The sequence below is a fragment of the Limobrevibacterium gyesilva genome, assembly GCF_025989185.1.
GTDB lineage: Bacteria > Pseudomonadota > Alphaproteobacteria > Acetobacterales > Acetobacteraceae > Limobrevibacterium > Limobrevibacterium gyesilva.
In genome coordinates this window covers 21,370-47,141 of record NZ_JAPDNT010000014.1, presented here as the reverse complement: position 1 = coordinate 47,141, position 25,772 = coordinate 21,370, and the positions used below count along the sequence as shown (strand labels likewise).

Here is a 25,772-nt window from a genome sequence, read left to right as displayed (position 1 = left end):
AGGGTCGCAAGGATTGGTAAACGATCCGCCAAGATCAGGGCGCCGTGGCGGCCCAGCGCGCCGCTGCCTGGTCGTCCGCCTCGCGCGCATCGACCCAGGCCTCGCTGCCGTCGGCGAAGCATTCCTTCTTCCAGAACGGCGCCTTGGTCTTCAGCCAGTCGATCAGGAAGGCGGTCGCGTCCAGGGCCGCGTGCCGGTGCGGCGAGGCCGTTAGCACCAGCACGATGTTCGCCCCCGGCTCCAGCCGGCCGACCCGGTGGATCAGGGTGCAGCCTTGCAGCGGCCAGCGCGCCTCCGCCTCGGCGGCGATGCGCGCCATCGCCTGCTCGGTCATGCCGGGATAGTGCTCCAGCGTCATGGCGGTGATCCGCCGCCCGGCGCCGTGGTCCCGGACCGTGCCGACGAAGCAGCCGATGCCGCCGATGTCCACGCGCCCGGCGGTCAGTGCCGCGATCTCGGCGCCGACATCGAAATCCTCCGCCTGGACGCGAATGCCGGCCATCTCATCCCCCGGTGACGGGCGGGAAGAACGCGACCTCGTCACCCGGCCGCACCGCCGCGTCGGCGTGGGCGAAATCCTGGTTCACCGCGCAACGCACCGTGCCGCCGGCGGCGAAGGCGGCGGCGTGGCCGGGGCCGCGCGTCTGCAGCCACGCCATCAGCTCTCCCACGGTCGTCACCGTCGCCGGCAGCGCCACGGTTTCCTCGCTGGTGCCCACGCGCTCGCGCAGCCAGGCGAAATACAGGATGCGCAGCGTGCCGGCGGTGGCGACGGTGCCGGTCATCGCGGGACCGGGACGGACTGGACGCTGCCGTCGGGCCCGATCAGCGTCATGGTGCCGTTGCCGTTGTTGATGGCGCGTCCGGTGACACCGCTCGGAAGCGTGTAGGTCTGCACGCCGTTGGGGCTGTTCCTGATCGTCGCCGGGCCCTGCGGCGTCTGCACCACCCCGCCCGGCGCCACGGCCACGGGGGCTGCGGGCGCCCGCGGGGGCACCGCGGCGCCCGGCACGCCGGGCAGCGGCGTCGGCGTCACCGGCACAGGCGGCGTGGAACTGCCGCGCGGCGGGGCCGGGCGAGGCTGCTCTGGTGGCGTGACGGGCGGCAGCGGCTCCATCTGCTGGCGCTGCAGGTCCATCAGGGTCGGCTCCGGCGGCGGCGGGCCGGGCCAGATATTGCCGGCCTCGGGCAGCAGCGGTTCGGTCGTGAATTCCTCGCCGCGGACCCGCCGCATGTTGTCGCTGGGGCCGGTGGGGCCGTTCGGGTTCAGCCTGAGGCTGGTGGTGTTGCTGACGAAACCGCCGAAGCCGGAGAGCGGGTTGCCCACGTAGCTGCTCGGGGATTCGCAAGCGGAAAGCAGGAGGATCGAGCCAAGCAGGGCCATGCGCCGCATGAGCGGGAATTCCTTGTCGCGCGTTCCGGCCGTGCCGGGGTGGGCCCGGCCGGGAGAGACGGGAATGTGCCCCCGCCCCGCGCCGCACTCAAGGTGTAGTGTGCACCGCATCATTGGTTTGCACGAAGTGATGCACCCAGTCCACGATCGCCGCCGGATCGTTCAGCGGCAGTATCGGGCGGTCGCAATCCGCAGGCACCGCGTCGCAGGCCACGGCGACGATGTCGGACCGGCCCGGCCACATCGGCGGCTGGCCCAGCGCGGGGCGGTGCACCTCGATCTTCGGGTGCGGGTTGGCCTTGAACCCCTCCACCAGCACCAGGTCCACCGGCGACAGCCGCCGCACCAGCTCGGGCAGGGCCGGCTCGGGGCCGTCCAGCTCGTGCATCAGCGCCCAGCGCACGCCGCTCGCGATCATCACCTCGCGCGCGCCGGCCTGGCGGTGGCGCCAGCTGTCCTTGCCGGGCTGGTCGAGGTCGAAGCCGTGATGCGCGTGCTTGACGGTGGACACGCTGAAGCCGCGGGCGATGAACAGCGGCAGCAATGCGGTGAGCAGCGTCGTCTTGCCGCTGCCCGACCAGCCCGTCAGTCCGAGGATTCTCATCGGCGCGCGTTCATCTCCGATCAGTCCGGTACGGTTCCGGTATGGGCGCCGCGCGGCGGCCGCGGCGGTGCGGCGGCGTGGCGAAGCCCGACGGTCAGGTAGTCCCAGCCGGTCACCAGGGTCAGCAGGGCGGCGCCCCACAGCATCGCCTCCCCGATCCCGGCCACCGGCAGGAATTGCAGATGCACCACCGCCGCCCCGGTGTCGCCGGCCAGCAGCGTGCCCAGGGCCCCCATCTGCACGCCGGTCTTCCACTTCGCCAGCCAGGTGACAGGCAGGCCGACGGGGATTCCCGCCAGGTACTCGCGCAGGCCGCTGACCAGGATCTCGCGCAGCATGATGACGATCGCCGGATACAACCCGTATGTGCTCAGCCGGTTCATCCCGGCCAGCATCATCAGCGCCGCCCCCACCAGCAGCTTGTCCGCGATCGGGTCCAGCATGCGGCCGAGATTGGATGTCTGCAGCCGGTCGCGCGCCAGCTTGCCGTCGAAATAATCGGTGATCGCGGCCACCGAGAACACCACGCAGGCGCCCATGTCGCCCCACGGCTCGCGCAGCGCCACCAGCGCCACCAGCAGCGGGATGGCGGCGATCCGCGACAAGGTGAGGACGTTCGGGAGATCGGTCAGCATCGGACCCACACACTAGGACAGAACATCGCCCAGGTCAGCCATGCCGCATTGACGATTCCTGAGAAACTGCCGTACCCCGACCGGATGGAAACGTCGTTCGAAGGCATCTGGCCGATCCTGTATGCGTTCTTCACCGCGCAGGACCGGCTGGACCGTGCGGCCATGCGCCGCCAGACCGAAATCTGCGTCGCCGGCGGCGGCCGCGGCATGGCCGTTCTCGGGCTGGCCACGGAAGTCGCCAAGCTCTCCACCGCGGAACGGCGGGCCGTCGTCGAGTGGGCCGCCGAGGACCTCGACGGGCGCATCCCCCTGGCGGTGACCATCTTTGGCGCGACCCCCGAGGAGCAGAGCGAGGCGGTGGCCCATGCCGCCGCCAACGGCGCCGCTCTCGCCATCCTGCAGCCGCCCCGCGATCCCGCCATGACCGAGGCGGCGTTGCAGCGCTTCTTCGGCCGGGTCATGGACCGCTCGCCGGTCACCATGGCCATCCAGAACGCCCCGGAGTTCCTCGGCATCGGCCTGAGCCCGCCCGCCATCGCCGAGCTCAGCCGCCGGCACGGCAATTTCCGCGTCCTGAAGGGCGAAGGCCCGGCGGTCCTGATGGCGCGGGTGGTGGCGGAAACCGAAGGCAGGCTGGCCGTGTTCAATGGCCGCGGCGGCCTGGAGCTGCCGGACAATCTGCGGGCCGGGTGCGCCGGGCTGATCCCCGCCCCGGACTGCTTCGAGGCCCAGGTGCGCATCTACGACGCGATGCGGCGCGGCGACGCGGCGGAAGCCGAGCGCCTCTATCGCGAGATCCTGCCGGCCATCGTGTTCGTCATGCAGTCGATCGACCACCTGATCTGCTACGGCAAGCGCCTGGTCGCCGCCCGCATGGGCCTCGCGCAGGTGCATGACCGTGCTCCCGGCCTGGCCCCCACCCCATTCGGCGAAGCCGCCATCAGCCGCTTCGCCGCGCGGCTGGGGCCATACGGGGCCTGAAGGGAAGGGCCGCCGGTGCGCAGCGTCGCCATCGTGGACAGGGCCCGTCATGCGTGACGAGGCCCGGCCGGCAGCGCCGCCGGATCGGACCGAAACCACGGCCGAACCGGAGTACTGGCGGCGCAACCTCGCCGTCTGCGTATTCGGCTCGTTCACCACGATCGTGGCGATGACGCTGCTGCTGCCGTTCCTGCCGCTCTACGTCGAGCAGCTCGGCGTGCAGGACCATGCGGCGATCGTGCAGTGGTCGGGGGTGGCTTTCGGCGCGACCTTCTTCACCGCGGGGCTGGTGGCACCGCTGTGGGGCCGGCTCGCGGACCTGTACGGACGCAAGCTGATGCTGATCCGCGCGAGCCTCGGCATGGCGGTGGCGATGTCGCTGATCGGCATGGCGCAGGACGTGTGGCAGCTGGTGGCGCTGCGGCTGCTGGCCGGGCTGCTCGGCGGCTACGCTTCGGGCTCGACCGTGCTCGTCGCCACGCAAACGCCGAAGGACCGCACCGCCTGGGCGCTCGGCACGCTGTCGTCCGGCGTCATGGCCGGCAACCTCGTCGGCCCGCTGGTCGGCGGCGTGCTGCCGCCGCTGATCGGGATTCGCCAGACCTTCTTCGCGGCCGGTGCGATCATCTTCGTGGCGTTCCTGGCCACCCTGTTTCTGATCCGCGAGGCGCCACGGCCGCCCAGGGCGAAACAGGCGCGGGCGCGCGGCGGGTGGGCGGCGATACCGGACAAGCGGCCGGTCTTCGCCATGCTGGCCACCGGGCTGCTGCTCATGGTCGCCAACATGTCGATCGAGCCGATCATCGCCGTCTATGTCGCGCAACTGGTGCGCGACGCCGGGCACGTGACGCTGGTGTCCGGCCTGGTGATGTCGGCCGCGGCGCTCGGGAGCATCCTGTCCGCCGCGCGCCTCGGCCGGCTCGCGGACCGAGTCGGGCACTGGAACGTCATCGTCGGCGGGCTGCTGGTCTCGGCCCTGCTGCTGGTGCCGCAGGCTTTCGTCACCGAAGGCTGGCAGCTCGTCGGGCTGCGCTTCCTGATGGGGCTGTCGCTGGGCGGCCTGCTGCCCTGCATCGCCAGCGTCATCCGCCACAACGTGCCGGACGGCGTCGCCGGCAGCATGCTCGGCTATTCCACCTCGGCGCAATATGCCGGGCAGGTGGTCGGGCCGCTGGCGGGCGGGTTCGTCGGCGGGCATTTCGGCATGCGCGCCGTGTTCCTGGGCACCTGCGTGGTGATGGCGGGCGGCGCGGCCTATGCCTGGCTTGCCCGATCCCGACGCTGAGCGGACGACGCCGCTACGACACGCCCTCGACGCGCACGCCCGGATGGAAATGCGCATACACCCGCCGCGCGATCTCGCGTGAGATCCCCGGCGCGGCCTCCAGGTCGTGCAGGCCGGCCTGCTTCACCCCGCGGGCGGAGCCGAAATGGTTCAGCAGGGCGCGCTTGCGGCCCGGTCCGATGCCCTGGATCTCGTCCAGCTCGCTGGTGACCAGGGCCTTCGACCGGCCGGCGCGGTGGGTGGTGATGGCGAAGCGATGGGCTTCGTCGCGCAGGCGCTGCAGGAAATACAGGATGGGGTCGCGCGGCGGCAGCTGGAATGCGGCGCGGCCGTCCATGTGGAACCATTCGCGCCCAGCGTCGCGGTTCGGGCCCTTGGCGATGGCGACCAGGGGCACGTCGTCCACGCCGAGCTCCTCCAGCACCGCGCGGGCGGCGGAGAGCTGGCCGGCGCCGCCGTCGATCAGCACCAGGTCGGGCCAGGAGGGGGTGCCAGGGCCTTCGGACTCCTCTTTCAGCGCGCGGCCGAAGCGGCGTTCCAGCACCTGGCGCATCATCGCGAAGTCATCGCCCGGCGTGATGGCGCCGCGGATGGCGAATTTGCGGTAGGCGGATTTGCGGAAGCCTTCGGGGCCGGCCACGATCATCACGCCATAGGCGTTCGTGCCCATGATGTGGCTGTTGTCGTAGACCTCGATGCGCTCGGGCGGCGCGGGCAGGCCGAACAGCTCCGCGGCACCGTCCAGCAGCTTCGCCTGGCCGGCGGTCTCGGCCAGCCGCCGCTCCAGCGCCTCGCGCGCGTTCAGCTCGGCATGCGCCACCACGGCGTGCTTCTCGCCGCGCTGCGGCACCGCGATGTCGACCTTCTTGCCGCCGCCGAAGGTGTTGGCCTTCAGGGTCAGCGCCTCGGCGATCAGCTCCTGCTCCGGCAGCGCGGCGTTCAGCAGCAGCAGCGGCGGCGGCGGCTTGTCGTCGTAGAACTGGGCGATGAAGGCGGCCAGCACCTCGGCCGTCTCGTCGTTCTTCGCGTGCGCGGGGAAGAAGGCGCGGTTGCCGTTGTTGCGCCCGCCGCGGATGAAGAACACCTGCACGCAGGTCTGGCCGGCGATCTGCCAGCCGGCGATGACGTCGGCATCGGTCAGGCTGGCGGGATTGATGACGTCGGTGCCCTGCACATGCGTCAGCGCCCGGATGCGGTCGCGGATGGCGGCCGCGCGCTCGAACTCCAGCGCCTCGGCCGCACTTTCCATCTCCTTGGCCAGCTCCTGCTGCACGGTGCCGGCCTTGCCGGACAGGAACGCCTTCGCCTGCGCCACCAGCTCGCCATAGGCCTCGTTGCTGATGCGCCCCACGCAGGGGGCCGAGCAGCGGCGGATCTGGTGCAGCAGGCAGGGACGGGAGCGGTTGGCGAACACCGTGTCCGCGCAGCTGCGCAGCAGGAACACGCGCTGCATGGCGGTGACGGTCTGGTTCACCGCCCAGGCCGAGGCGAACGGGCCGTAATAGCTGCCCTTGCGGGTGCGCGCGCCGCGATGCTTGGCGATCTGCGGGAAGGGGTGATCCTCGGTCAGCATCAGCCACGGGTACGACTTGTCGTCGCGCAGCACGATGTTGTAGCGCGGCTTCAGCCGCTTGATCAGGTTGGCTTCCAGCAGCAGCGCCTCGGCCTCGGTATGGGTGGTGACGATCTCCATCGAGACCGTCTCCGACACCATCCGCCGCAGCCGCTCCGGCAAGCGCGGGATCTGCGTGTACGAGGTCACCCGCTTCTTCAGCGACCGGGCCTTGCCGACATACAGCGCGTCGCCCTTGGCATCGAGCATGCGGTAGACGCCGGGCGCCAGCGGCATGGTGACAAGCTGCGCCTCGATCACCGCGACCCCTTTGAGGGGCGGCGGCGGCGCGTCCTGCGGGGTGTCGGAGCCATCACTCATGGACATGGATTAAGCGCGCGCCCGCGTCCTGCTCAAGCCGGCGACGGCGGAAAAAATGATCCACCGAATATGTGGATAAGTTTGTGGGCAAGCCAGGGGCGGTTGCGCCAAAACCGCGGAATTCCTGACGCTGACGACTCTGCCTAGTTTGGAGGCAGCAAAACTAAGTGATTGATTTATATGAATTTGTGGATCACAACTCTGTAATAACCTGAAGACAGGCTGTCATGTGCCTGTAATGCAAGGCGGACATGACCGGAAGTGGACAAAATCAGCGGCGGCGCCGCTCGACCTCGACCCCGGCGCTTGCCGCATCCGCGAAGACATCGAGCTTTTCGACCCTGATTCGCGCCAGCTCGACGCGCGGATCCTCGAGGCACGCCTCGGCGATCCGTTCCGCCAGCGTCTCCACCAGGCGGACATGGCCGGCGGCGACCAGGGCCCGGACCTTGTTGGCCAGCGCCTCGTAATCCACCACCCGGGTCAGGTCGTCGCGCCCGACCGCCGCGCGCGACAGCCCGCGGCCGGCGTCGTCCTGCACGGCGAGGTCGACATTGATGCGGATGCGCTGCTTGGCCTCGTGCTCGTGCGGATAGATGCCGATGCTGGCGGTCAGCATCAGGTCGCGCAGGAACACGTGGCGCAGGCCGCGTGCGGCATCGGCGATCCGCTTCGTGTCCATCCCGCTACTCCTCGACCGACCGGCCGCGTGCGGCCGAATGCCATTGCAAGTGCTGCCCGCCGTCCAACGCCAGCATCTGGCCGGTCATCGACGGCAGCGCCAGCAGCGCCAGGACCGCGCGCGCGATCTCGTCGGGCCCGGTGCCATGGCCGAGCGGAACCGAGGCGGATTGCCGGTCGAACTGCTCCTGGGTCTGGCGCGCGCTGGGCATGGCCGGGCCGGGGCCGATCGCGTTCACGCGGATGCGCGGCGCCAGGGCCAGCGCCATGGTCTGCGTCAACGCCCACAGCCCGGCCTTGGAGACGGTGTAGCTGACGAAATGCGGCGTCAGCGCCCACACTCGCTGGTCCAGCATGTTGATCACCGCCCCCTCGGCCCCGTCCGGCAGGGCGCGGGCGAAATGCTGCATCAGCACGAAGGGCGCGCGCAGGTTCGGTTCGAGATGCAGGTCCCAGGATTCGCGCGTCGCGTCGTTCCACTCGTCCCGCTCGAACGTGCTGGCGTTGTTCACCAGCACGCCCAACGGCCCGATCGCGGCCTGCGCCGCCGGCACCAGCCCGGCGACGGCGGCTTCGTCCGACAGGCTGGCCGGCAGCACCACGGCCGGCACGCCACGCAGGCGGATCTCGCTGGCGGTGGCTTCGGCTTCGGCCATGCTGCCATTGCAATGCACGGCGATGGCGAACCCGGCCTCGGCCAGAGCCAGGGCGATGGAGCGGCCCAGCCGGCGGGCGCCGCCGGTGACCAGGGCGGCGCGTGGAATCGTGGTGGGAATGCTGGCGGCCAGCTCGCTTGGCATGGCCGTGCTGTAGACCTGCGGCGACATGGCTTCAAGCCGGACGCCTATGCCGCCAGGGCCTGCTCGACTGCGCCCAGCACATGCGTCAGCGAGATCGCCCAGCTCCGGCGGTTGATCCATTCCGGCTGCGGGCCGGGCAACTGGCGGCCGACCACGCAGTCGTAGCGGAGGTCGAACACGGCCGCGAGCCTGCGGAAGCACCAGTTCACCCAGAAATCGGCGTGCAGCTCGACCACGCGGCTGCCGGGTTGGGCGAAGACGATGTTGGCGAGGCCGGCACCGTGCGGCGCCACGACGATCTCGGCATTGGCGAACAGCGCGATCTGCTCGGCGAGCGATAACCGTTCCAGCCGCACCGGCACGAAGCCCAGGCCCGCGAGCCCGGTGACCAGTTCGTCCTCGTTGACCAGTGGCCGGTTGGGGCCGCCGCGGCGGTCGATGTAGACGCGCGGCGGGAACGGGCCGGCACAGGCCGGTGCGGCCGCGCGCAGCGTGCCGAAGAAGCCGCGGATGCAGGGATGCGGCCGGTGGTCGCAGCTGATGCTCCAGGGCACGACCACGCGCTCCACCCGCAGCGCCGCGTCCGCCGCCACCGTGTGCACCGCGTGGCTTTGCTGCAGGCCCGTCAGCGCGAAGCCGGCCGTCTGGAACCCGGTCCGCAATTCCGGCACCAGCACGCCTGCGCACTCGGCGAGCGCCGCGCTGTCGGCGGCGGCCAGCCGGCCCAGGCAGTCGAGCATCCAGTGATAGTAGTTGGCATGGTTGAAGGCCAGCAGGCTCAGCCATGTCCCGCGCAGTTGCTGCACCGCCCCACCGGGGTGCAGGACGAGCCCTTCGGGGCTGTGCCGGTAATGGTGCTCGGCGGCGTTGGTCTGGTTCAGCGTGTCCTCGACCACCTGGCCGCCGACGCAGGCGATGCCGGCGTCGCTGTGCAGCAGCACGTCGTGGAATTCGCAGATCCAGGCCGCGACGGACTCGTAGGACCGCTCGTCCCAGTGCGCACCGGGCGGATGCTCGGCGAGGGGGACCCACCGCAGCATGTGCTGCCCGGTCGGCAATGGCGGCAGGGCGACGGTCTGCGGCGCGGCGACCGTGCGTGCCGAGACCAGGCGCGATGATCCGCTCCTGCGCGCCGCGTCGAGCATCGAGAGCAGGTCGCGGCGGGGGAACGGTCCCAGGACCGGCACGGACCGCTCCCCGCGCCGGCGCTACGCGGTCCGGTCGTCCCCGGCGCCCAGCGCCGCCTGCGCCGCCGCGAGGCGGGCCACCGGCACCCGGTAGGGGCTGCAGGAGATGTAGTCGAGCCCGACCTCTTCGCAGAACGCGATCGAGGCCGGGTCGCCGCCATGCTCGCCGCAGATGCCCATCTTGAGGCCGGGCTTGGTGGCGCGGCCGCGCTCGGCGGCGATGCGCACCATGGCGCCCACGCCTTCCACGTCCAGCGACACGAACGGGTCCTTGGGCAGGATGCCGGCATCGACATAGGCCGGCAGGAACTTGCCGGCGTCGTCGCGCGACAGGCCGAACACGGTCTGCGTCAGGTCGTTGGTGCCGAAGCTGAAGAAATCGGCGACGCCGGCGATCTTGTCCGCGGTGATGCAGGCGCGCGGCAGCTCGATCATGGTGCCGACGACGTAGTCGATCGCCGTGCCGCTTTCCTCGAACACCTCGGCGGCCACCTTCTCCACCTGGGCGCGGGTGATCTCCAGCTCGCGGCGGGCGCCGACCAGCGGGATCATGATCTCCGGCACCGGGGCGCGGCCGAGCTCCTTGGCCACCGCGATCGCGCCCTCGAAGATGGCGCGGGCCTGCATCTCGTAGATCTCGGGATAGGTGATGCCCAGGCGGCAGCCGCGATGACCCAGCATCGGGTTCGCCTCGGCCAGCTCGGCGGCGCGGCGGCGCATCGCTTCGACATCGGTGCCCAGCGCCTCGGCAACCTCCTCCAGCTCGCCGTCGGCGTGCGGCAGGAACTCGTGCAGCGGCGGATCCAGCAGGCGGATGGTGACCGGCAGGCCGGCCATGATGCGGAACAGGTCGATGAAATCCTGGCGCTGGAACGGCAGCAGCCTGGCCAGGGCCGTGCGCCGGCCACGCTCGTCGGAGGCCATGATCATCTGGCGCACCGCGCCGATGCGCGCGGGGTCGAAGAACATGTGCTCGGTGCGGCACAGGCCGATGCCCTCGGCGCCGAACTTCTTCGCCGTTTCCGCGTCCAGCGGCGTTTCGGCGTTGGTGCGGACCTTCAGCCGGCGGACCTGGTCGGCCCAGCCCATCAGGGTGGCGAAGTCGCCGGACAGCATCGGCTCGACCATCGCGACGGTGCCGATGAACACCTCGCCGGTGGCGCCGTCGAGGGTGATGGTGTCGCCGGCGCGCACCACGCGGCCGCCGGCCGACAGCGTCTGCGCGCCGTAATCGATGGCGATGCCGCCGGCGCCGGCGACGCAAGGCCGGCCCATGCCGCGCGCCACCACGGCGGCGTGGCTGGTCATGCCGCCGCGCGTGGTCAGGATGCCCCTGGCGGCATGCATGCCGTGGATGTCCTCGGGGCTGGTCTCGATGCGCACCAGGATCACCTGCTCGCCCTTGGCGGCGCGGATCTCGGCCTCGTCGGCGCTGAACACCACGATGCCGCTGGCGGCCCCGGGGCTCGCGGGCAGGCCCTTGGACAGCAGCACGCGCGGCGCCTTCGGGTCGAGCGTGGGGTGCAGCAGCTGGTCCAGCGAGGCCGGATTGACGCGCTTGATCGCCTCCTTGCGGTCGATCAGCCCTTCCTCGGCCATCTCCACGGCGACGCGCAGCGCCGCGGCGGCGGTGCGCTTGCCGTTGCGGGTCTGCAGCATGTACAGCTTGTTCTGCTGCACCGTGAACTCGATGTCCTGCATGTCCTTGTAGTGCCGCTCGAGCGTCCTGCGGACCTCCATCAGCTCGGCATAGGCGGCGGGCATGGCCGTTTCCATCGCCACTTCGCCCGGCTTGGCGCGCGCCTTGGACATCGGTTGCGGCGTGCGGATGCCGGCCACCACGTCCTCGCCCTGCGCGTTCACCAGGTACTCGCCGTAGAACACGTTCTCGCCCGTGGAGGGGTCGCGGGTGAAGCACACGCCGGTGGCGCAGTCGTCACCCATGTTGCCGAACACCATGGCCTGCACGTTCACGGCGGTGCCCCAGGTGGCGGGGATGTCGTGCAGCCGGCGATAGGTGTTGGCGCGCGGGTTCATCCAGCTGCCGAACACGGCGCCGATCGCGCCCCACAGCTGCTCCTCGGGGTCCATCGGGAACGGCTTGCCGGTCTCCTCCTGGATCATCTCCTTGTAGCCGTGCACCACGCGGTGCCAGTCCGACGCGGTCAGCGCCGTGTCCTCGGTCACGCCGGCGTCGAGCTTGACGTGCTCGATGATCTCCTCGAAGCGGTGATGGTCCACGCCCAGCACCACGCCGCCGTACATCTGGATGAAGCGGCGATAGGAATCCCAGGCGAAGCGGGCGTCGCCCGAGGCTTCCCCGAGCCCTTCCACAGTGGCGTCGTTCAGACCGAGGTTCAGCACCGTGTCCATCATGCCCGGCATCGACACGCGCGCGCCGGAGCGGACCGAGACCAGCAGCGGCTTGTGCTTGTCGCCGAAGGTCAGCCCCACCGCCTGCTCGATGCGCGCCAGCGCCGCCTTGACCTGGGGGGCGAGGTCGGGGGGGTATTTCTGGTTGTTGTCGTAATAGGCGGTGCACACCTCGGTGGTGATGGTGAAGCCGGGGGGCACGGGCAGCCCGATGCTGGCCATCTCCGCCAGGTTGGCGCCCTTGCCGCCCAACAGGTTGCGCATGTCTGCGCCGCCGTCGTTGTGGCCGGCCCCGAAGCTGTACACCCACTTGCTCATGGTCGGATCCTTCAGCCTTCGATCTTGGAAAAATCGGCCGCCATATTCATGGCGGCGCGAACGCGTGCGAGAAGGGCCAAACGATTGCGGCGCAATTCCGGCCGCTCGTCGTTGACCGTTACCTTATCGAAGAACGCATCGAGCGGCGCCCGCAGCGAGGCCAGGGCGGCCATGGCAGCCGTGAACGCCTCGTGTCCGATCTCGGCGCGCACCACCGGCGCGACCCGGTCGAGTGCCGCCGCCAGGGCGATCTCCTCGGCGGCTTCGAGCAGCGCGGGCTGCACCGGGCCGTCATGGGGGCCGTCCTTCCGCTCCTCGATGCGCAGGATGTTGGCGGCGCGGCGATAGGCGGCCAGCAGATTGGCGCCGTCCTCGCCGGCCAGCATCTCCGCCACCGCGTCGGTGCGCGCCAGCAGGCGGGTGAAGTCGTCGTCCAGGCCCGCGCCCAGCACCGCGGCCAGCACGTCGTGGCGCGCGCCTTCGGTGCGCAGCTGCACGCGCAGGCGCTCGGCCAGGAAGCCGAGGATGTCCTCCACATCCGGCCGGGCGGGCTGGCCCGCGCCCGCCTCGGCGACCAGCACGCGCAACGGCAGGCGCAGGCCGCGCTCGCGGATGATGCGGATGATGCCGAGGGCGGCGCGGCGCAGCGCATAGGGGTCGCCCGAGCCCGTGGGCTTCTCGCCGATGGCGAAGAACCCGGCCAGCAGGTCGAGCTTGTCGGCCAGCGCCGCCGTGGTGCCCACCGGGTTGCCCGGCACGGCGTCGGCGGGGCCCTTGGGCGCGTAGTGGTCGCGGATGGCCTCGGCCACGCAGGCATCCTCGCCGTCATGCAGGGCGTAGTAACTGCCCATCACGCCTTGCAGTTCCGGGAACTCCGCGACCATGCCGGTGGTGAGGTCGGCCTTGGCCAGCAGCGCCGCGCGCTTTGCCTTCGCCATGTCGGCCTTGACGAAGGGGGCGATGACGGCCGCCAGCCGCACCAGCCGGCGCACCCTCTCGCCCTGGCTGCCGAGCTTGGCGTGGAACGTCACCGCATCCAGCGCCGGCACGCGGCTTGCCAGCGTGCGGGTGCGGTCGAGGTCCCAGAAATGCCGCGCATCGGCGAAGCGGGCGCGCAGCACGCGCTCGTTGCCGGCGATGATGGTGGCCCCGCCATCGGCGGCGGTGATGTTGGCGACGAAGGCGAAGAACGGCGCGGCGCGGCCCAGCGCGTCGCGCAGCGCGAAATAGCGCTGGTTCACGCGCATCGACACCTGCATCACCTCGGCCGGCAGGTCCATGTAGGCGTCGTCGATCCGGCCGATCAGCGGCACCGGCCATTCCACCAGCCCGGCCACTTCGTCGAGCAGCCCGGGATCGTCGACCACGGCGAGGCCGCGCGTGGCCGCGAGGCCGGCGAGCCCGTCGGCGATCAGGCGCTTGCGCTCGGCCGCGTCCACGATCACGCGCCGCTCGCGCAGCATCGCCCGCCATGCGCCGGCGGAGGTGACCGGGAAGGCGCCGGGGGCCAGAAAGCGATGACCCTCAGTCTGGTTCGCCGACGCCAGGCCGTGCCCGTCATCGGCGCCCTCGCGCAGGTCGAACGGAACCACGGCGCCGTCCAGCAGGCACAGGATGCGGCGCAGCGGCCGCACCCAGGTGAAGGCACTGGTGCCGCCCCAGCGCATGGATTTCGGCCAGGGGAAGCGCCACAGCAGCGGCGGCAGCGCGGCGGCGATCAGGGACGCGGCCTCGACGCCGGGGCTGACCTTGTCGAGCACCCAGAACGCACCTTCCTCGCGCAACTGCGCGCAGGTGGCGCCGTGCTTGCGCAGGAAGCCCGCCAGGGCCTGCTCGGGCGCGTTGCGGCGCGGCCCGCGCTCGGCGCTGCGGCTCTCGGCGACGGCGGCGGCGACCTGGGCGGCCAGCGCGATGCGGCGCGGGCCGCAGAACGTCGCCACGGCGGACGGGGCCAGCGGGGCCAGCGCCTCGCCGACCAGCCGGGCCAGGTCTTCGGCCGCGCGGGCCTGCATGCGGGCGGGGATTTCCTCGCTGAACAGCTCAAGGAAGAATTCAGGCACGGGCGGCGTCCTCTCCGGCGATCCAGGCTTCGCAGCAGCCCTTCGCCAGCGTGCGCACGCGGGCGATGTAGCTGGCGCGCTCGGTGACGCTGATCACGCCGCGGGCTTCCAGCAGGTTGAACAGGTGGCTGGCCTTGATGCACTGGTCATAGGCCGGCAGCGCCAGCTTGCGGTCGAGCAAGGCGGCGCATTCGCGCTCGGCGTCCGCGAAGTGGCGCGACAGCGCGGCGGTGTCGGCGTGCTCGAAGTTGTAGGCGCTGTATTCGCGCTCGGCGCGCAGGAAGATGTCGCCGTAGCGCACGCCGCGGCCGTTGAAGTCGAGGTCGTAGACGTTCTCGACGTTCTGCACGTACATCGCCAGCCGTTCGAGCCCGTAGGTCATCTCGAAGCTGGGCAGCGCCACGGAAATGCCGCCGACCTGCTGGAAATAGGTGAACTGGCCGACTTCCATGCCGTCGCACCAGACCTCCCAGCCCAGGCCCCAGGCGCCCAGGGTCGGGCTTTCCCAGTCGTCCTCGACGAAGCGGAAATCATGCAGCAGCGGGTCGAGCCCCAGCTCGCGATAGCTCTCCAGCAGCAGCGCCTGCGCCTCCGCCGGGCTGGGCTTCATGATCACCTGGTACTGGTAGTAGTGCTGCAGGCGGTTCGGGTTCTCGCCATAGCGGCCGTCGGTGGGGCGGCGGCTGGGCTGGACGTAGGCGGCGGCCCAGGGCGTGGCGCCCAGGGCGCGCAGCGTGGTGGCGGGGTGGAAGGTGCCGGCCCCCATCTCGACGTCGTAGGGTTGCAGGATCACGCAGCCCTGGCGGGACCAGAACGCGTGCAGCCGCAGGATCAGCTCCTGGAAGCTGGGCGGGGTGGATGCGGTGTTTGGCATTGTGTGCTGGCGTCTCGGGTCGCTTGATGCGGCGCACAATACGGGGCGGCCCCCCCGGTCACAAGGTGAGGGCCTCGGGAGCGGATGATGGACCGGCGAGACGCGACAGGACTTGCGGCGGTGGCGATGTGGCTGGCGGTGCTGCTGGCATACCGCCATGCCTATATCGAGCCGCGCGTCTGGGGGGCGCTGTGCGCGGCGGCGAACCCGCCGCTCGCCTGCGCCCCCAGGGCCGCCTTGCTGTGGCTGCAACACTGGGGAGTGTGGGGGCTGAGCGGCCTGGCCCTCGGGGTCGCGGCCTTCGCCGGGGCCCCGGTCGCCGTCGCGGCGGTGGCCGCGGGCGCCGCCGGGGTGGTCAACTACAACGCGACCTGGGGGATGCTCGGCGCGGCGCTGGGCGCCTGGGTCTGGATCAGGCGCGCGCGGGCCTGATGCCCGCGGCCAGCCTTCATGGCCGCGGGCATCGCGCGCCGGGTTGGTGGGCGGCGGCGCGCGAAACAAAGACTCTCATCAGCGGCCATTCTTCATAGCCGCTGATGTGAAGCAACGAAGCAATGGCGGGGCGGCCAGGACCAGGGCGCAGGCGGTCCAGGCCAGCGCCTGCAGGTTGCGCGGGCCTTCGTTGACGGCGGTGCCGATCGCCGCCAGCGCCAGCACGCCGCCGGCCCAAAGCTCCTCCCGCCCGCCGCCGCCGCGCGGCAGGTCGCGCAGCAGCGCGCGGGCGAGCACCGCCACCACCGGCACGGCGAAGGTGGGGATGGGAAAGTCGCGGTAGCGCGGGTCGAACAGCAACAGGAGTTGCAGCACCGCGGCGGTCCAGACGAACACGAAGCCGAGGTCGTCGAACAGCCAGTCCCGGCGCGGCAGCGACAGGCGCAGCAGCCCCCGGACGGCGTCCGTCGCGTCCGCGCCGGTGCGCGGCGGCGGCACGGCGTTGCCGGCGAGCAGCCCGGCCGCGCGCCGCGTCATCAGCACGGCGAGCAACGCCTGTCCCGCGAGATTCCCGGCAGCGGCGACGCCCTGATAGGCGTCGTAGATGTCGGGCAGCGTCGCCATCACGGCCCAGCCCAGCACGCCGCCAAGGGCCATCGCCAGCACGGCGAGCGTCGCCTGCGCCGGCGCCCTCAGCCCGGGCGTGGCCAGCCCCGCGGCCAGCAGCACCAGCCCCAGCACGCAGCCGCCCGCGGCACCGAGACGCCAGTGCGGGTTTTCCACCACCTTGCCGGCGGCGGCGAATTTCGGCTGCCGGTCGGCGGTCCACAGCCCCCAGTTGGCGCCCACCGCGCCCTCGGCCCGCTGCTTCCATACCTGGTCGAACGCCTCGATCAGGTTGTAGTCGAAGCCTTCCTGATGGGCCAAGGCGACGAAGCGGCGCACGAAGGATGTCTGGTTCACCAGCCCCGGTGCGGCATCGGCGCGCCAGCGGCCGCGACTGGGCCAGCCGGTTTCACCCACGGAGATCGGCTTGCCCGGAAACAGCGCGGCCATGTGCCGGTAGGTGGCGTCGACATGGGCGATGGCGCGGTCGATGGCGGTGGGATGGTCCTCCCAGTACGGCAGCAGATGGATGGTGACGATGTCGACATGCGCCGCGACTTCGGGGAACTGCTCCCAGAACTCCCACACGTCGGCATAGGTCACGGGCTGGCGCACGGCGGCGCGCACCGCGTCGAGTGCGGCCATCAGCTCGGCCGGTGGCAGGTCGCGGCGCAGCAGCACTTCGTTGCCGACGATCACGCGCTCCACCGTGTCGGGGTAGCGGTTCGCGCTGGCGATGGCGCGGGCGATCTCGCGCCGGTTCTGCGCCCGGTCGCTGCCCAGCCAGATGCCCTGCCACAGCTTCAGCCCGTGTTTCTGCGCCAGTGCGGCCACATCGTAGGCGCCCTCGATCGCGGCGTAGCTGCGGATGGCCCGCACATGCCCGGCCAGCAGCGCCATGTCCGCATCGACCTGGGCCGCGGTGGGGAAGGTACCGTCGAACGGCGACTGGTCGGCGCGGTACGGTGCGAACGACACGGAATTGAGCTTCCCGTCCGGCAGGTCGGGCCCGGCGTCGCGCGGCCGGTTCGGCACCCACCACAGCAGCACCAGCAGCGCGGACAGCACGGCGAGCAAGGGCAGCAGCCAAGGGGTCGGACGGGACATGCCTCGCCACTACCGGTTCTTGCCGGGTCGTGAAAGGATGCGCGCATGGCAATCGACGGACTCGACGACGACACCATCCGCGCCGTGCTGACCGGCGTGCGCCGCATCGCCCTGGTCGGCGCCTCGGCGAACCCCGACCGGGCGGCCCATGAGATCCAGGGTTTCCTGCAGGATTTCGGCTACGACGTGACGCCGGTGAACCCGGGCCTCGCCGGACAGATCTTGCAGGGCCGCCGCGTCGCGGCACGGCTGGACGAGGCGGTGCCGCTGGAGATGGTGGACGTGTTCCGCGCCAGCGCGCACGTGCCCCCGGTCGTGGACGACGCCATCCGGTTGGGCGCCAAGGTGATCTGGATGCAGCTCGGCGTGGTCCACGCGGCGGCGGCGGCTCGCGCCCGGGCGGCCGGCATCGTCGTGGTGATGAACCGCTGCCCGGCGATCGAGACAAGCCGGCTGGATATCAGACAGTTAACTTGAACCCGGCTCGGCCGCTTGCCACATGCTGGCGCGGCAAGGCCGGGACGGAGTCGGCCGGCACAACAGGACCCAGGACATGACCAACGAGGAACGCGACCTTATCACGCGCTTCATCCAGCGGGTCGGCGGCGCGCCGGCCGGCGGTTTCGGCGGATCCGTGCCAGGCACGGCGCCCACGCAGCCGTTGCCGCCGGTCGACCGGGACGCGGATGCGCTGATCGCCGAGCTGTTCAGCCGCTACCCGGAAGCGCGCTACCGCATCACCCAGATGGCCTTCATGCAGGAGCACGCGCTGGCCGAGGCGCAGAACCAGATCAACCGGCTGCAATGGGAGCTGCAGAACGCGAGGCAGGCCCAGGCCCAGGCACCCGCCCAGCCGGCGCAGTCGCCGTGGGGCGCACCGGCCCAGCCGCCGCCGCAGCAGCCGTCGCGCGGCCTGTTCGGCGGCCTGTTCGGCGGCGGCCAGCAGGCGGCCCCGCCGCAGCCGCCCCAGCCGCAAAACCAGCCGCCGCAATACGCCCCACCGCCGCCGCAATATGCGCCGGGCTACCAGCCCGGCATGTTCCAGCGGCAGGGATCGGGCTTCCTCGGCTCCGCCCTCACCACCGCGGCCGGCGTGGCCGGCGGCATGGTGGCGGGCCACGCGCTGATGAACCTGTTCTCCGGCGGTCACGGCGGCGGCGGCTTCGGCACGGCGGCGGCCGCGCCATTCATCCCGGTGGAGACTGCGAGCCCCTGGGCGAGCACGCCGGCGGCCCCGTCCGTCGATCCCTACGACGTCGGCGGCGCGCCGAAGGATCCGGCCGGCTGGGCCGACCAGAGCCAGGATCAGGGCTGGCAGCAGGCGGCCTCCTCGCCCGGCGGCTGGGATGATGCCAACGCGGCCGAGCCCGACGCCGGCGGCTGGGACGATGCCAGCGGCGGCGGCGGGTTCGACGATTACGACAATACGTGAGCTCATAACGGAATTTGATCCCGGCGCATCGGTCCATTAGGGTTTTCTCATGGACCGCCGGAGGATGAGCCGATGCGCTACCCGGATCTGGACATTGACCTGCTGCGCTGTTTCGCCACCGTCGCCGGGCAGGGCGGCTTCACCGCGGCGGGGCAGTCGCTCGGCCTGACCCAGTCGGCGGTCAGCCTGAAGATCAAGCGGCTCGAGGACATCCTGCGCAAACGGGTGTTCGACCGCACCAGCCGACGCCTGTCCCTGACCCCGGACGGCGAGGTACTGCTGGTCTATGCCCGCCGCCTGCTGACGCTGAACGACGAGGCGGTGCGCCGCATGATCGCGCCGCCGGTGCGCGGTCATCTGCGCCTTGGCGTCGCCGACCATTTCGTCCCGCAGCATCTTGCCCCGATTCTGGCCCGCTTCGCCCGCACCTACCCAGACGTGCAGCTTGAGGTGGAGGTGGGCCGCAGCCATGAGCTGCGCGCGGACTGCGAGCGCGGCACGCTCGATCTCGTCATCGGCAAGCGCCGCGACGGCGAGACCGCGGGCACGCCGATCTGGACCGAGACGCTCGCCTGGGTGGCCGCCCGCGACGGCCAGCTCGCGCGCTGGACCGCCGACAGCGGCCGCAACGCGCCGCTGCCGCTGGCCATGCTGCCGCCCGGCTGCATGTTCCGCGACCGCACCCTGTCCACGCTGAGCCGCGCCAACATCGCCCACGAGATCGTCTACACCTCGGCCAGCCTGCTCGGCGTCATCGCCGCCGCCGAGGCGGGGCTCGCGGTGACGGTGCTGGGCCGCTCCACCCTCACGCCCGGCCTGCGTGAGGTTGTCGGCCTGCCGCCGCTGGGCACCGCGGAGATGGCGATCTTCGGCGACGCCGAGGGGCGCTCGGCGCTGGTGGATCCATTGGTCGGCTTCATTCGCGAGAGCCTCGCGGCTACCGTGGCCCTGCGACCGGCGGCGTGACCGCCGGCACTCCGGCCGCCCGCCTGCCGGGCGGCACCAAACGGCTGTTCGCGCTGCTGATCGCCGCCAACCTCGGCGCCTGGGCGTGGGCCTGGAGCGCCTTCGGCGATCAGCCGACGCTGATGGGCACCGCCCTGCTGGCCTGGGCGTTCGGCCTGCGCCACGCCATCGATGCCGACCACATCGCCGCCATCGACAACGTGGTGCGCAAGCTGATGCAGGAGGGGCGCAAGCCGGTCGCCGTCGGGTTCCATTTCTCGCTGGGCCATTCCACCGTGGTGATCCTGGGCTCCATCGCGATCGCGGCGACCGCCGCTTCGCTGCAGGGGGAACTGCAGGACGCCCGCATGGTCGGCGGCGTCATCAGCACGTCGATATCATCCCTGTTCCTGCTGGCGATCGCCGGCGTGAACCTGGTGATCCTGCGCAATGTCTGGCGCAGCTTCCGCGCCGTGCGGCGCGGCGTTGTGCTGCACGAGGAACAACTGGACCTGCTGCTGTCCGGCCGCGGCCTGATGGCGCGCCTGTTCCGCCCGCTGTTTCGCGCGGTGCGGCGAAGCTGGCACATGTATCCGCTGGGCTTCCTGTTCGGTCTCGGCTTCGACACCGCCACCGAGATCGGCCTGCTGGGCATTGCCGCCACCGAGGCCGCGCGCGGCATGTCGCCCTGGCACACCCTGGTGTTCCCGGCCCTGTTCACCGCCGGCATGGCGCTGGTGGACACCGCGGACTCGGCATTCATGGTGGGCGCCTATGGCTGGGCGTTCCTGCATCCGGTGCGCAAGCTGTGGTACAACCTCACCATCACCGCGACCTCGGTCGCGGTCGCGTTGCTGATCGGCGGCATCGAGGGCGCGGGGCTGATTGTGAACAAGCTGGGCCTGGAAGGCACGATCTGGTCGGCCGTGTCCGCACTGAACGACGACATGGGCAATTTCGGCTTTGCCGTCATCGCCATCTTCGCCCTGAGCTGGGCCGTCTCGGCGGCGATCTACCGCTGGAAACGCTACGACGAGCTGCCGGCGCCGACGGCCGGGCGCTGAGGGCGGTGCAGGGCCCCGGCCCTGGCTTTTGCCTGTTCCGGCTTCACCCATGGATCTCCAGGATCACCCCGCCCGCATAGGCGGCGGGCACCAGGACGCGCCCGCGAAGGGCCCTCGCGCCCGGCGCCTGCAGGGCCATCGGCCCGGCCATTGCGAGGGCCGGCGTGTGCACGGAGATCGCCACCCCGCACGGGGCCCGCCGGTCGGCGCCCTCCGGCAAGGCCATGCCCGGGAATTTCGCGGCCACGGCGGCGTGGTCCAGCAAGTGGATCAGGCCGCCGGCGGTGGCGATCCGGTAGCCGCCGGGTTGTACCGTGACCGCGTCCGCGCCCCAGACGGTGCGGAAACGGTCGACGACGTCATCGGGTTCGGGGGCGAGGTAGGTGACGGCGGTGATGGCGTCCGCCTGGTTGCGGTGGCGCAGCCAGTCGGGGTTCCAGACCAGATGCGGCTTGTGCTGATGGCACAGGAAGAAGCTCAGCCCGGGATGCGTGGCGTCGGGCAGGATCGACAGCGTCACGACCGCCTCGTCGCGGGTGCCGTCCGGCAGGCGCACGGCGCGGCGGAAATCCACCTGCCCGGCGCTCTCGGCGCCGCGGGCGACGGCGGTGCGCGCGTCGGCGATCGCGTCCTTGCTGTGCAGCGCCATCAGCGAGATGCCCTCACCCAGAGCGAGGCTGTCGCGCACGCGCCGGCCGAATTTGTGGCCGCCCACCGGGTCGGCTTCGATCGCGGCGGCGTCGCCCACGCCGATCAGCTCGATGAAGTTGTCGGGGAACATCACCAGCCGGTTCACCGTGCCCCAGGGATGCCGGCCCAGCGGCGTCGGATCGAAGCCGATCGCCTCGTAGCGCGCGGCGACGGCCGCGATGTCGTGCACGGTCACCAGCGGATGCTCGATCCCGAAAGCGCCGTTCGCCATGCCTGTCTCCCTTTTTCGTGCCGGTTCCGCCACGTCATCCTGACGCAGGATGCGGGCGACGGGGAGGGGTGGCCACACAAGCGGCCGGATGGTCATATCCGCCACCGCCTTGCCTCGCCATTTCACCCGGCTGCCCCCAACCCGTAACCCCGAGACCCGCGCAATGAATTTCCCGACTCCCTTCGCCCAGTACGAAGGCGAGGTCCTGCCGGCATGGATCGATTCCAACGACCACATGAACCTCGCCTACTACGTGGTGATGTTCGACTACGCGACCGATGCCATCTACGACGCCCTCGGCCTCGGTGCCGCCGCCTACAAATCGGCCACCAACCACGGCACCTTCGCGGTGGAGACCCACACGCTGTACGACCAGGAGTTGCGCCTGGGCGAGCGGGTGCGGGTGGTGACGCAGGTTCTGGGCGTGGATGCCAAGCGGCTGCATCTGGCGCACGAGATGCTGCGCGTCTCTGACGGCAAGCGCGCGGCGGCGCAGGAGATCATGTACCTGCACGTGAATCTCGGCACGCGGCGGGTGGTGCCGTGGCCCGGCGATCTTCTGGCGCGCATGCAGAAAGCCGCTGCCGCGCATGCGGTTCTGCCGCGCCCGTCCTGGGTGGGGCGGCGCATCGCCATGCCGTGACCGGCCCCGGCCGATCCCCACCCTGTTTCGCAAGCGCGGCTGCCTATATGAAGGGCCATGCCCTTCGACGACCGAAATTTCCCCGCCGCCGCCGCGGGGGCACCCGATGCCGCGCTGCGCAACCGCCGATTGGTGGCCACGTGGCTGTTCAGCGTGTGCGCGATGATCTGGGTGATGATCGCGCTCGGCGGCGCCACCCGCCTGACCGGCTCCGGCCTGTCGATCATGGAGTGGGCGCCGCTCAGCGGCACGCTGCCGCCGCTGAGCGAGGCGGAGTGGCAGCGACTCTACGGCCTCTACCAGCAGATTCCGCAATACGAGCTGCTGAACAAGGGCTTCGGCATCGACGGCTTCAAGCAGATCTTCTGGCTGGAATGGACGCACCGGCTGTGGGGCCGGCTGATCGGCGTGGTGTTCCTGCTGCCGCTGATCGTGCTGGCCGTGCGCGGCGCCATCGGCCGGCATCTGGTGCCGCGGCTGGCCCTGCTGTTCGCGCTGGGTGGCCTGCAGGGCGCCGTCGGCTGGTTCATGGTGGCCAGCGGCTTCTTCCCCGACAGCACGACGGTCTCGCCGTATCGGCTGGTCGTTCACCTGACGCTGGCGCTGGTGCTGTATGTGGCCATCCTGTGGACCGGCCTGTCGGTGCTGCGGCCGGTGCGCGTGCTGAGCGGCACGCCGGGGCTGCGCCGGCTGGTGAAGCTCAGTGTCGTGCTGGTGTCGCTGACCATACTGGCCGGCGGTTTCGTCGCCGGGCTGCGCGCCGGGCTCGACTACAACACCTTCCCGCTGATGGACGGCCGGCTGGTGCCGGAGGGCTATGCGCGGCTCGTCCCGTTCCTGCGCAACCTGACCGAGAACGTGGCCGCCGTGCAGTTCGACCATCGCCTGCTGGCCACGGTCACGGCGCTGGTGGCGTTGGCGACACTGGCCGCGGGGTTGCGCGCACGCGTGACCGGGCTCGCTCTGGGCGCGCTGCTGGCGTTGGGGGTGGCCGTGGCGGCGCAATATGCGCTGGGCGTGGCCACGCTGCTGCTGGTCGTGCCGCCGGCGCTGGGTACCGCCCACCAGGCCGTCGCCGTGCTGGTGCTGACCGCCGCAATTGTCTCGCTGCACGCGCTGCGGCGGGTTTCTTGAACCCATTTCTGTCCCGTCAGGATCCGCCATGAGTGCCACGATCACCGGCGATACCCCGCTGAACGTCACCGACCGGCTGTTCTTCGAACGCGCCGGCGCCACACTGGAGCGCGACGCCGCCGAGCGCATTCTCGGCCAGGCGCTGAGCGGCTCCGACGACGGCGAGCTGTTCCTGGAATACCGGGAGAGCGAGTCGATCAGCCTCGACGACGGCCGCATCCGTAGCGCCGGCTTCGACACGCAACTGGGATTCGGCATGCGCGCGGTCGCCGGCGAGCAGGCGGGGTACGCCCATGCCGGCGAGCTGACGGAGGACGCGCTGAAGCGCGCCGCCGCCACCGTGTCCGCGGTGGCCGCCGGCCATTCCGGCACCGCGGCCGAGCCGCCGCGCGCCAGCAACGCGCGGCTGTATTCCGACGCCAATCCGCTGGCGCGCATGGACTTCGCCCGCCGCACCGGCGTGCTGGCCGACATCGACGCCTATGCCCGCGGCAAGGATTCGCGGGTGCGCCAGGTGATGGCCTCGATCTCCGGTGAATGGCAGGCGGTGCAGATCATCCGCGCCGACGGCACCCGCGTGGCCGATCTGCGCCCGCTGGTGCGGCTGAACGTGGCCGTGGTGGTCGAGCAGGACGGGCGACGCGAGACCGGCAGCCATGGTACCGGCGGGCGTTTCGACTACAGCCGCATCGTCACCGACGATATCTGGCGGGGAGCAGTGGACGAGGCGCTGCGGCAGGCGCTGGTGAACCTGGACAGCCGCCCCGCACCGGCGGGCGAAATGCCGGTGGTGCTGGGCCCGGGTTGGCCGGGCATCCTGCTGCACGAGGCGATCGGCCACGGGCTGGAAGGCGACTTCAACCGCAAGAAGACCAGCGCCTTCGCGGGCCTGCTGAACCAGCGCATCGCGGCACCCGGCGTGACCGTGGTCGATGACGGCACCATCCCCGACCGGCGCGGCAGCCTGACCGTGGACGACGAAGGCACGCCGAGCGGGCGCACCGTGCTGATCGAGGACGGCATCCTGCGCGGCTTCCTGCAGGACCGGCTGAACGCGCGCCTGATGGGGGTGCGCCCCACCGGCAACGGCCGCCGCCAGTCCTATGCGCACGCGCCGATGCCGCGCATGACCAACACGATCATGCTGGCCGGGGCGCACGCGCCGGAGGAGATGATCCGCTCGGTGCAGCGCGGCCTGTACGCCGTGAATTTCGGCGGCGGCCAGGTGGACATCACGTCCGGGAAATTCGTGTTTTCGGCCAGCGAGGCCTATCTGATCGAGGACGGCCGCGTGACCGCGCCGGTCAAGGGCGCGACGCTGATCGGCAACGGGCCGGACGCGCTGACCAAGGTGGAAATGGTCGGCAACGACATGGCGCTGGATCCCGGCATCGGTACCTGCGGCAAGAACGGGCAGGGCGTTCCGGTGGGCGTGGGCCAGCCGACGCTGAAGCTGGCGGGCCTGACGGTCGGCGGCACCGCCGCCTGATACCAACGGCCCTTGACGATGACCCTTCCATCGTCAAGGGCCGTTGATATCGCGCGCCGGGTTGGTGGGCGGCGGCGCGCAAAATAACGGCTCGTAACAGCGGTCATTCTTCATGGCCGCTGGTATGAGACTTTGCCCCGGGGCGAGCGGCGCCGGGATCGGGGCGATCAACGGCCGGTGAGTCTCATCACCTGCGGGCTGCCCGAGCCCGCCATGCGCATTATGCGTTGAAAGACGAGATCGGGGCCGCGCGCGCTGTCCCCGCATGGCCGGCAATCGCGCCGGCGCTGGCCTGGCCGCTCCGGTCACGGCGTGCGGGGCACGGCCCATCGTCAAAGACATCGATTTGCCAACGCGATGACATATTTGTCGCATCTATGCACCAATATGTCTTTGGCGTGACAAGCGGTTGAACGAATGGCTGGAAATTCACAGCCAGGCACACATAGAATTGAGCACGTTCACACCGTATTTGTTTGGCACTGCACAATGCGCGGCATTGGCGGGTCATCGGCAGCCGGACAAGTGTGACTTTTGCCTGGTTTTGCGCCGATCGGGGCGCGCATCGTTAATTCGTCGTCTAGAGATCGTTTTCACGGCGTCTTAACGCCGTTAAAACGTAGATACACACCGATATGTGAAATCTTCTTGCTCATCAAGTTTGCGGTGCCGGGCGATGCCGGTCGCCCATCGAGCAGGAAGGGACTACGACATGACCACCACCCAGCAGCTGATCGCCTCTGTTGTTGACGCCGGCAAGGTTCGCCTGGGTGCGTCCAACCGCCCGCTGCCGGCGCCGACCGCCGATGCCGGCAAGGTCCGCCTGGGTGCGTCCAACCGCCCGCTGCCGGCGCCGACCGCCGATGCCGGCAAG

24 protein-coding genes are annotated in these 25,772 nt (G+C 70.8%); 10 read left to right on the top strand and 14 right to left on the bottom strand.

Annotation, left to right across the window (positions count from 1 at the left end; genetic code table 11):
• Positions 1-34: 34 nt before the first annotated feature.
• The 5 genes from OL599_RS15655 to pgsA all read right to left on the bottom strand — a co-directional run bounded on the left by OL599_RS15655 (position 35) and on the right by pgsA (position 2,632).
• Positions 35-502: a molybdenum cofactor biosynthesis protein MoaE gene (locus OL599_RS15655; protein ID WP_264714752.1), complete on the bottom strand. Its 468-nt coding sequence runs from the start codon at positions 500-502 to the stop codon at positions 35-37.
• Position 503: 1 nt separating this feature from the next.
• Complete coding sequence (gene moaD / locus OL599_RS15650) at positions 504-785, bottom strand: molybdopterin converting factor subunit 1 (RefSeq protein ID WP_264714751.1); 282 nt, start codon at positions 783-785, stop codon at positions 504-506.
• Positions 782-1,393, bottom strand: coding sequence for a hypothetical protein (locus OL599_RS15645; protein ID WP_264714750.1), 612 nt, complete (start codon positions 1,391-1,393; stop codon positions 782-784). The genes moaD and OL599_RS15645 overlap by 4 nt, the downstream gene beginning before the upstream one ends.
• A gap of 88 nt (positions 1,394-1,481) precedes the next feature.
• Positions 1,482-1,997: a molybdopterin-guanine dinucleotide biosynthesis protein B gene (mobB, locus tag OL599_RS15640; protein WP_264714749.1), complete on the bottom strand. Its 516-nt coding sequence runs from the start codon at positions 1,995-1,997 to the stop codon at positions 1,482-1,484.
• Between the two features lie 20 nt (positions 1,998-2,017).
• Positions 2,018-2,632 carry a CDP-diacylglycerol--glycerol-3-phosphate 3-phosphatidyltransferase gene (gene pgsA / locus OL599_RS15635; RefSeq protein WP_264714748.1) on the bottom strand — a complete coding sequence of 205 codons (615 nt, stop codon included), beginning with the start codon at positions 2,630-2,632 and terminating at the stop codon, positions 2,018-2,020.
• A gap of 84 nt (positions 2,633-2,716) precedes the next feature.
• On the opposite strand from pgsA, the gene OL599_RS15630 reads away from it, so the two are divergent.
• Together OL599_RS15630 and OL599_RS15625 are read left to right on the top strand one after the other, a co-directional pair.
• Positions 2,717-3,613, top strand: a complete 897-nt coding sequence (locus OL599_RS15630; RefSeq protein ID WP_264714747.1) for a dihydrodipicolinate synthase family protein — start codon at positions 2,717-2,719, stop codon at positions 3,611-3,613.
• Between the two features lie 49 nt (positions 3,614-3,662).
• The gene (locus OL599_RS15625; protein ID WP_264714746.1) at positions 3,663-4,898 is read left to right on the top strand and encodes an MFS transporter; all 1,236 of its coding nucleotides are present in this window, start codon (positions 3,663-3,665) and stop codon (positions 4,896-4,898) included.
• Between the two features lie 13 nt (positions 4,899-4,911).
• On the opposite strand, the gene uvrC is transcribed toward OL599_RS15625, so the two are convergent.
• The 7 genes from uvrC to OL599_RS15590 all read right to left on the bottom strand — a co-directional run bounded on the left by uvrC (position 4,912) and on the right by OL599_RS15590 (position 15,124).
• Entirely contained in the window at positions 4,912-6,831 is a 1,920-nt protein-coding gene (gene uvrC / locus OL599_RS15620) for an excinuclease ABC subunit UvrC (protein ID WP_408886943.1), read from the bottom strand.
• Positions 6,832-7,102: 271 nt separating this feature from the next.
• Positions 7,103-7,513 (bottom strand): dihydroneopterin aldolase, encoded by a 411-nt coding sequence (gene folB / locus OL599_RS15615; protein ID WP_264714744.1) that lies wholly within the window; start codon positions 7,511-7,513, stop codon positions 7,103-7,105.
• Positions 7,514-7,517: 4 nt separating this feature from the next.
• Positions 7,518-8,312 carry an SDR family oxidoreductase gene (locus OL599_RS15610; RefSeq protein WP_264714743.1) on the bottom strand — a complete coding sequence of 265 codons (795 nt, stop codon included), beginning with the start codon at positions 8,310-8,312 and terminating at the stop codon, positions 7,518-7,520.
• A gap of 44 nt (positions 8,313-8,356) precedes the next feature.
• The gene (locus OL599_RS15605; protein ID WP_264714742.1) at positions 8,357-9,499 is read right to left on the bottom strand and encodes a glycosyltransferase family 61 protein; all 1,143 of its coding nucleotides are present in this window, start codon (positions 9,497-9,499) and stop codon (positions 8,357-8,359) included.
• A gap of 21 nt (positions 9,500-9,520) precedes the next feature.
• Positions 9,521-12,190, bottom strand: coding sequence for a pyruvate, phosphate dikinase (ppdK, locus tag OL599_RS15600; RefSeq protein WP_264714740.1), 2,670 nt, complete (start codon positions 12,188-12,190; stop codon positions 9,521-9,523).
• A gap of 11 nt (positions 12,191-12,201) precedes the next feature.
• Positions 12,202-14,250, bottom strand: a complete 2,049-nt coding sequence (gene glyS / locus OL599_RS15595) for a glycine--tRNA ligase subunit beta (RefSeq protein ID WP_264714739.1) — start codon at positions 14,248-14,250, stop codon at positions 12,202-12,204.
• Complete coding sequence (locus OL599_RS15590) at positions 14,243-15,124, bottom strand: glycine--tRNA ligase subunit alpha (protein WP_264714738.1); 882 nt, start codon at positions 15,122-15,124, stop codon at positions 14,243-14,245. Before OL599_RS15590 ends, glyS begins: the two co-directional genes overlap by 8 nt.
• 87 nt (positions 15,125-15,211) lie before the next feature.
• Here OL599_RS15590 and OL599_RS15585 point away from each other — a divergent pair, with 87 nt between their 5' ends.
• The gene (locus tag OL599_RS15585; protein ID WP_264714737.1) at positions 15,212-15,556 is read left to right on the top strand and encodes a hypothetical protein; all 345 of its coding nucleotides are present in this window, start codon (positions 15,212-15,214) and stop codon (positions 15,554-15,556) included.
• A gap of 78 nt (positions 15,557-15,634) precedes the next feature.
• On the opposite strand, the gene OL599_RS15580 is transcribed toward OL599_RS15585, so the two are convergent.
• Entirely contained in the window at positions 15,635-17,269 is a 1,635-nt protein-coding gene (locus OL599_RS15580; RefSeq protein ID WP_264714736.1) for a glycoside hydrolase family 17 protein, read from the bottom strand.
• A gap of 45 nt (positions 17,270-17,314) precedes the next feature.
• On the opposite strand from OL599_RS15580, the gene OL599_RS15575 reads away from it, so the two are divergent.
• The 4 genes from OL599_RS15575 to OL599_RS15560 all read left to right on the top strand — a co-directional run bounded on the left by OL599_RS15575 (position 17,315) and on the right by OL599_RS15560 (position 20,710).
• Complete coding sequence (locus OL599_RS15575) at positions 17,315-17,746, top strand: CoA-binding protein (protein WP_264714735.1); 432 nt, start codon at positions 17,315-17,317, stop codon at positions 17,744-17,746.
• A 76-nt stretch (positions 17,747-17,822) separates the two neighbouring features.
• A complete protein-coding gene (locus tag OL599_RS15570) occupies positions 17,823-18,701 on the top strand; it encodes a DUF2076 domain-containing protein (protein ID WP_264714734.1) in 879 nt (292 codons plus the stop codon).
• 72 nt (positions 18,702-18,773) lie between these two features.
• Positions 18,774-19,667 (top strand): LysR substrate-binding domain-containing protein, encoded by an 894-nt coding sequence (locus OL599_RS15565; protein WP_264714733.1) that lies wholly within the window; start codon positions 18,774-18,776, stop codon positions 19,665-19,667.
• Positions 19,664-20,710: a HoxN/HupN/NixA family nickel/cobalt transporter gene (locus tag OL599_RS15560; protein ID WP_264714731.1), complete on the top strand. Its 1,047-nt coding sequence runs from the start codon at positions 19,664-19,666 to the stop codon at positions 20,708-20,710. The genes OL599_RS15565 and OL599_RS15560 overlap by 4 nt, the downstream gene beginning before the upstream one ends.
• 43 nt (positions 20,711-20,753) lie before the next feature.
• Here OL599_RS15560 and OL599_RS15555 read toward each other — a convergent pair whose 3' ends face one another.
• The gene (locus OL599_RS15555; RefSeq protein WP_264714730.1) at positions 20,754-21,632 is read right to left on the bottom strand and encodes a VOC family protein; all 879 of its coding nucleotides are present in this window, start codon (positions 21,630-21,632) and stop codon (positions 20,754-20,756) included.
• Positions 21,633-21,795: 163 nt separating this feature from the next.
• Here OL599_RS15555 and OL599_RS15550 point away from each other — a divergent pair, with 163 nt between their 5' ends.
• Genes OL599_RS15550 through tldD form a run of 3 tightly spaced genes read left to right on the top strand, consistent with a single transcriptional unit; the run spans position 21,796 to position 24,898 of the window.
• Positions 21,796-22,275: a thioesterase family protein gene (locus tag OL599_RS15550; RefSeq protein ID WP_264714729.1), complete on the top strand. Its 480-nt coding sequence runs from the start codon at positions 21,796-21,798 to the stop codon at positions 22,273-22,275.
• A 57-nt stretch (positions 22,276-22,332) separates the two neighbouring features.
• Positions 22,333-23,409, top strand: coding sequence for a COX15/CtaA family protein (locus OL599_RS15545; RefSeq protein ID WP_264714728.1), 1,077 nt, complete (start codon positions 22,333-22,335; stop codon positions 23,407-23,409).
• 28 nt (positions 23,410-23,437) lie between these two features.
• Positions 23,438-24,898, top strand: a complete 1,461-nt coding sequence (gene tldD / locus OL599_RS15540; protein ID WP_264714727.1) for a metalloprotease TldD — start codon at positions 23,438-23,440, stop codon at positions 24,896-24,898.
• The last annotated feature ends 874 nt before the right edge of the window (positions 24,899-25,772 follow it).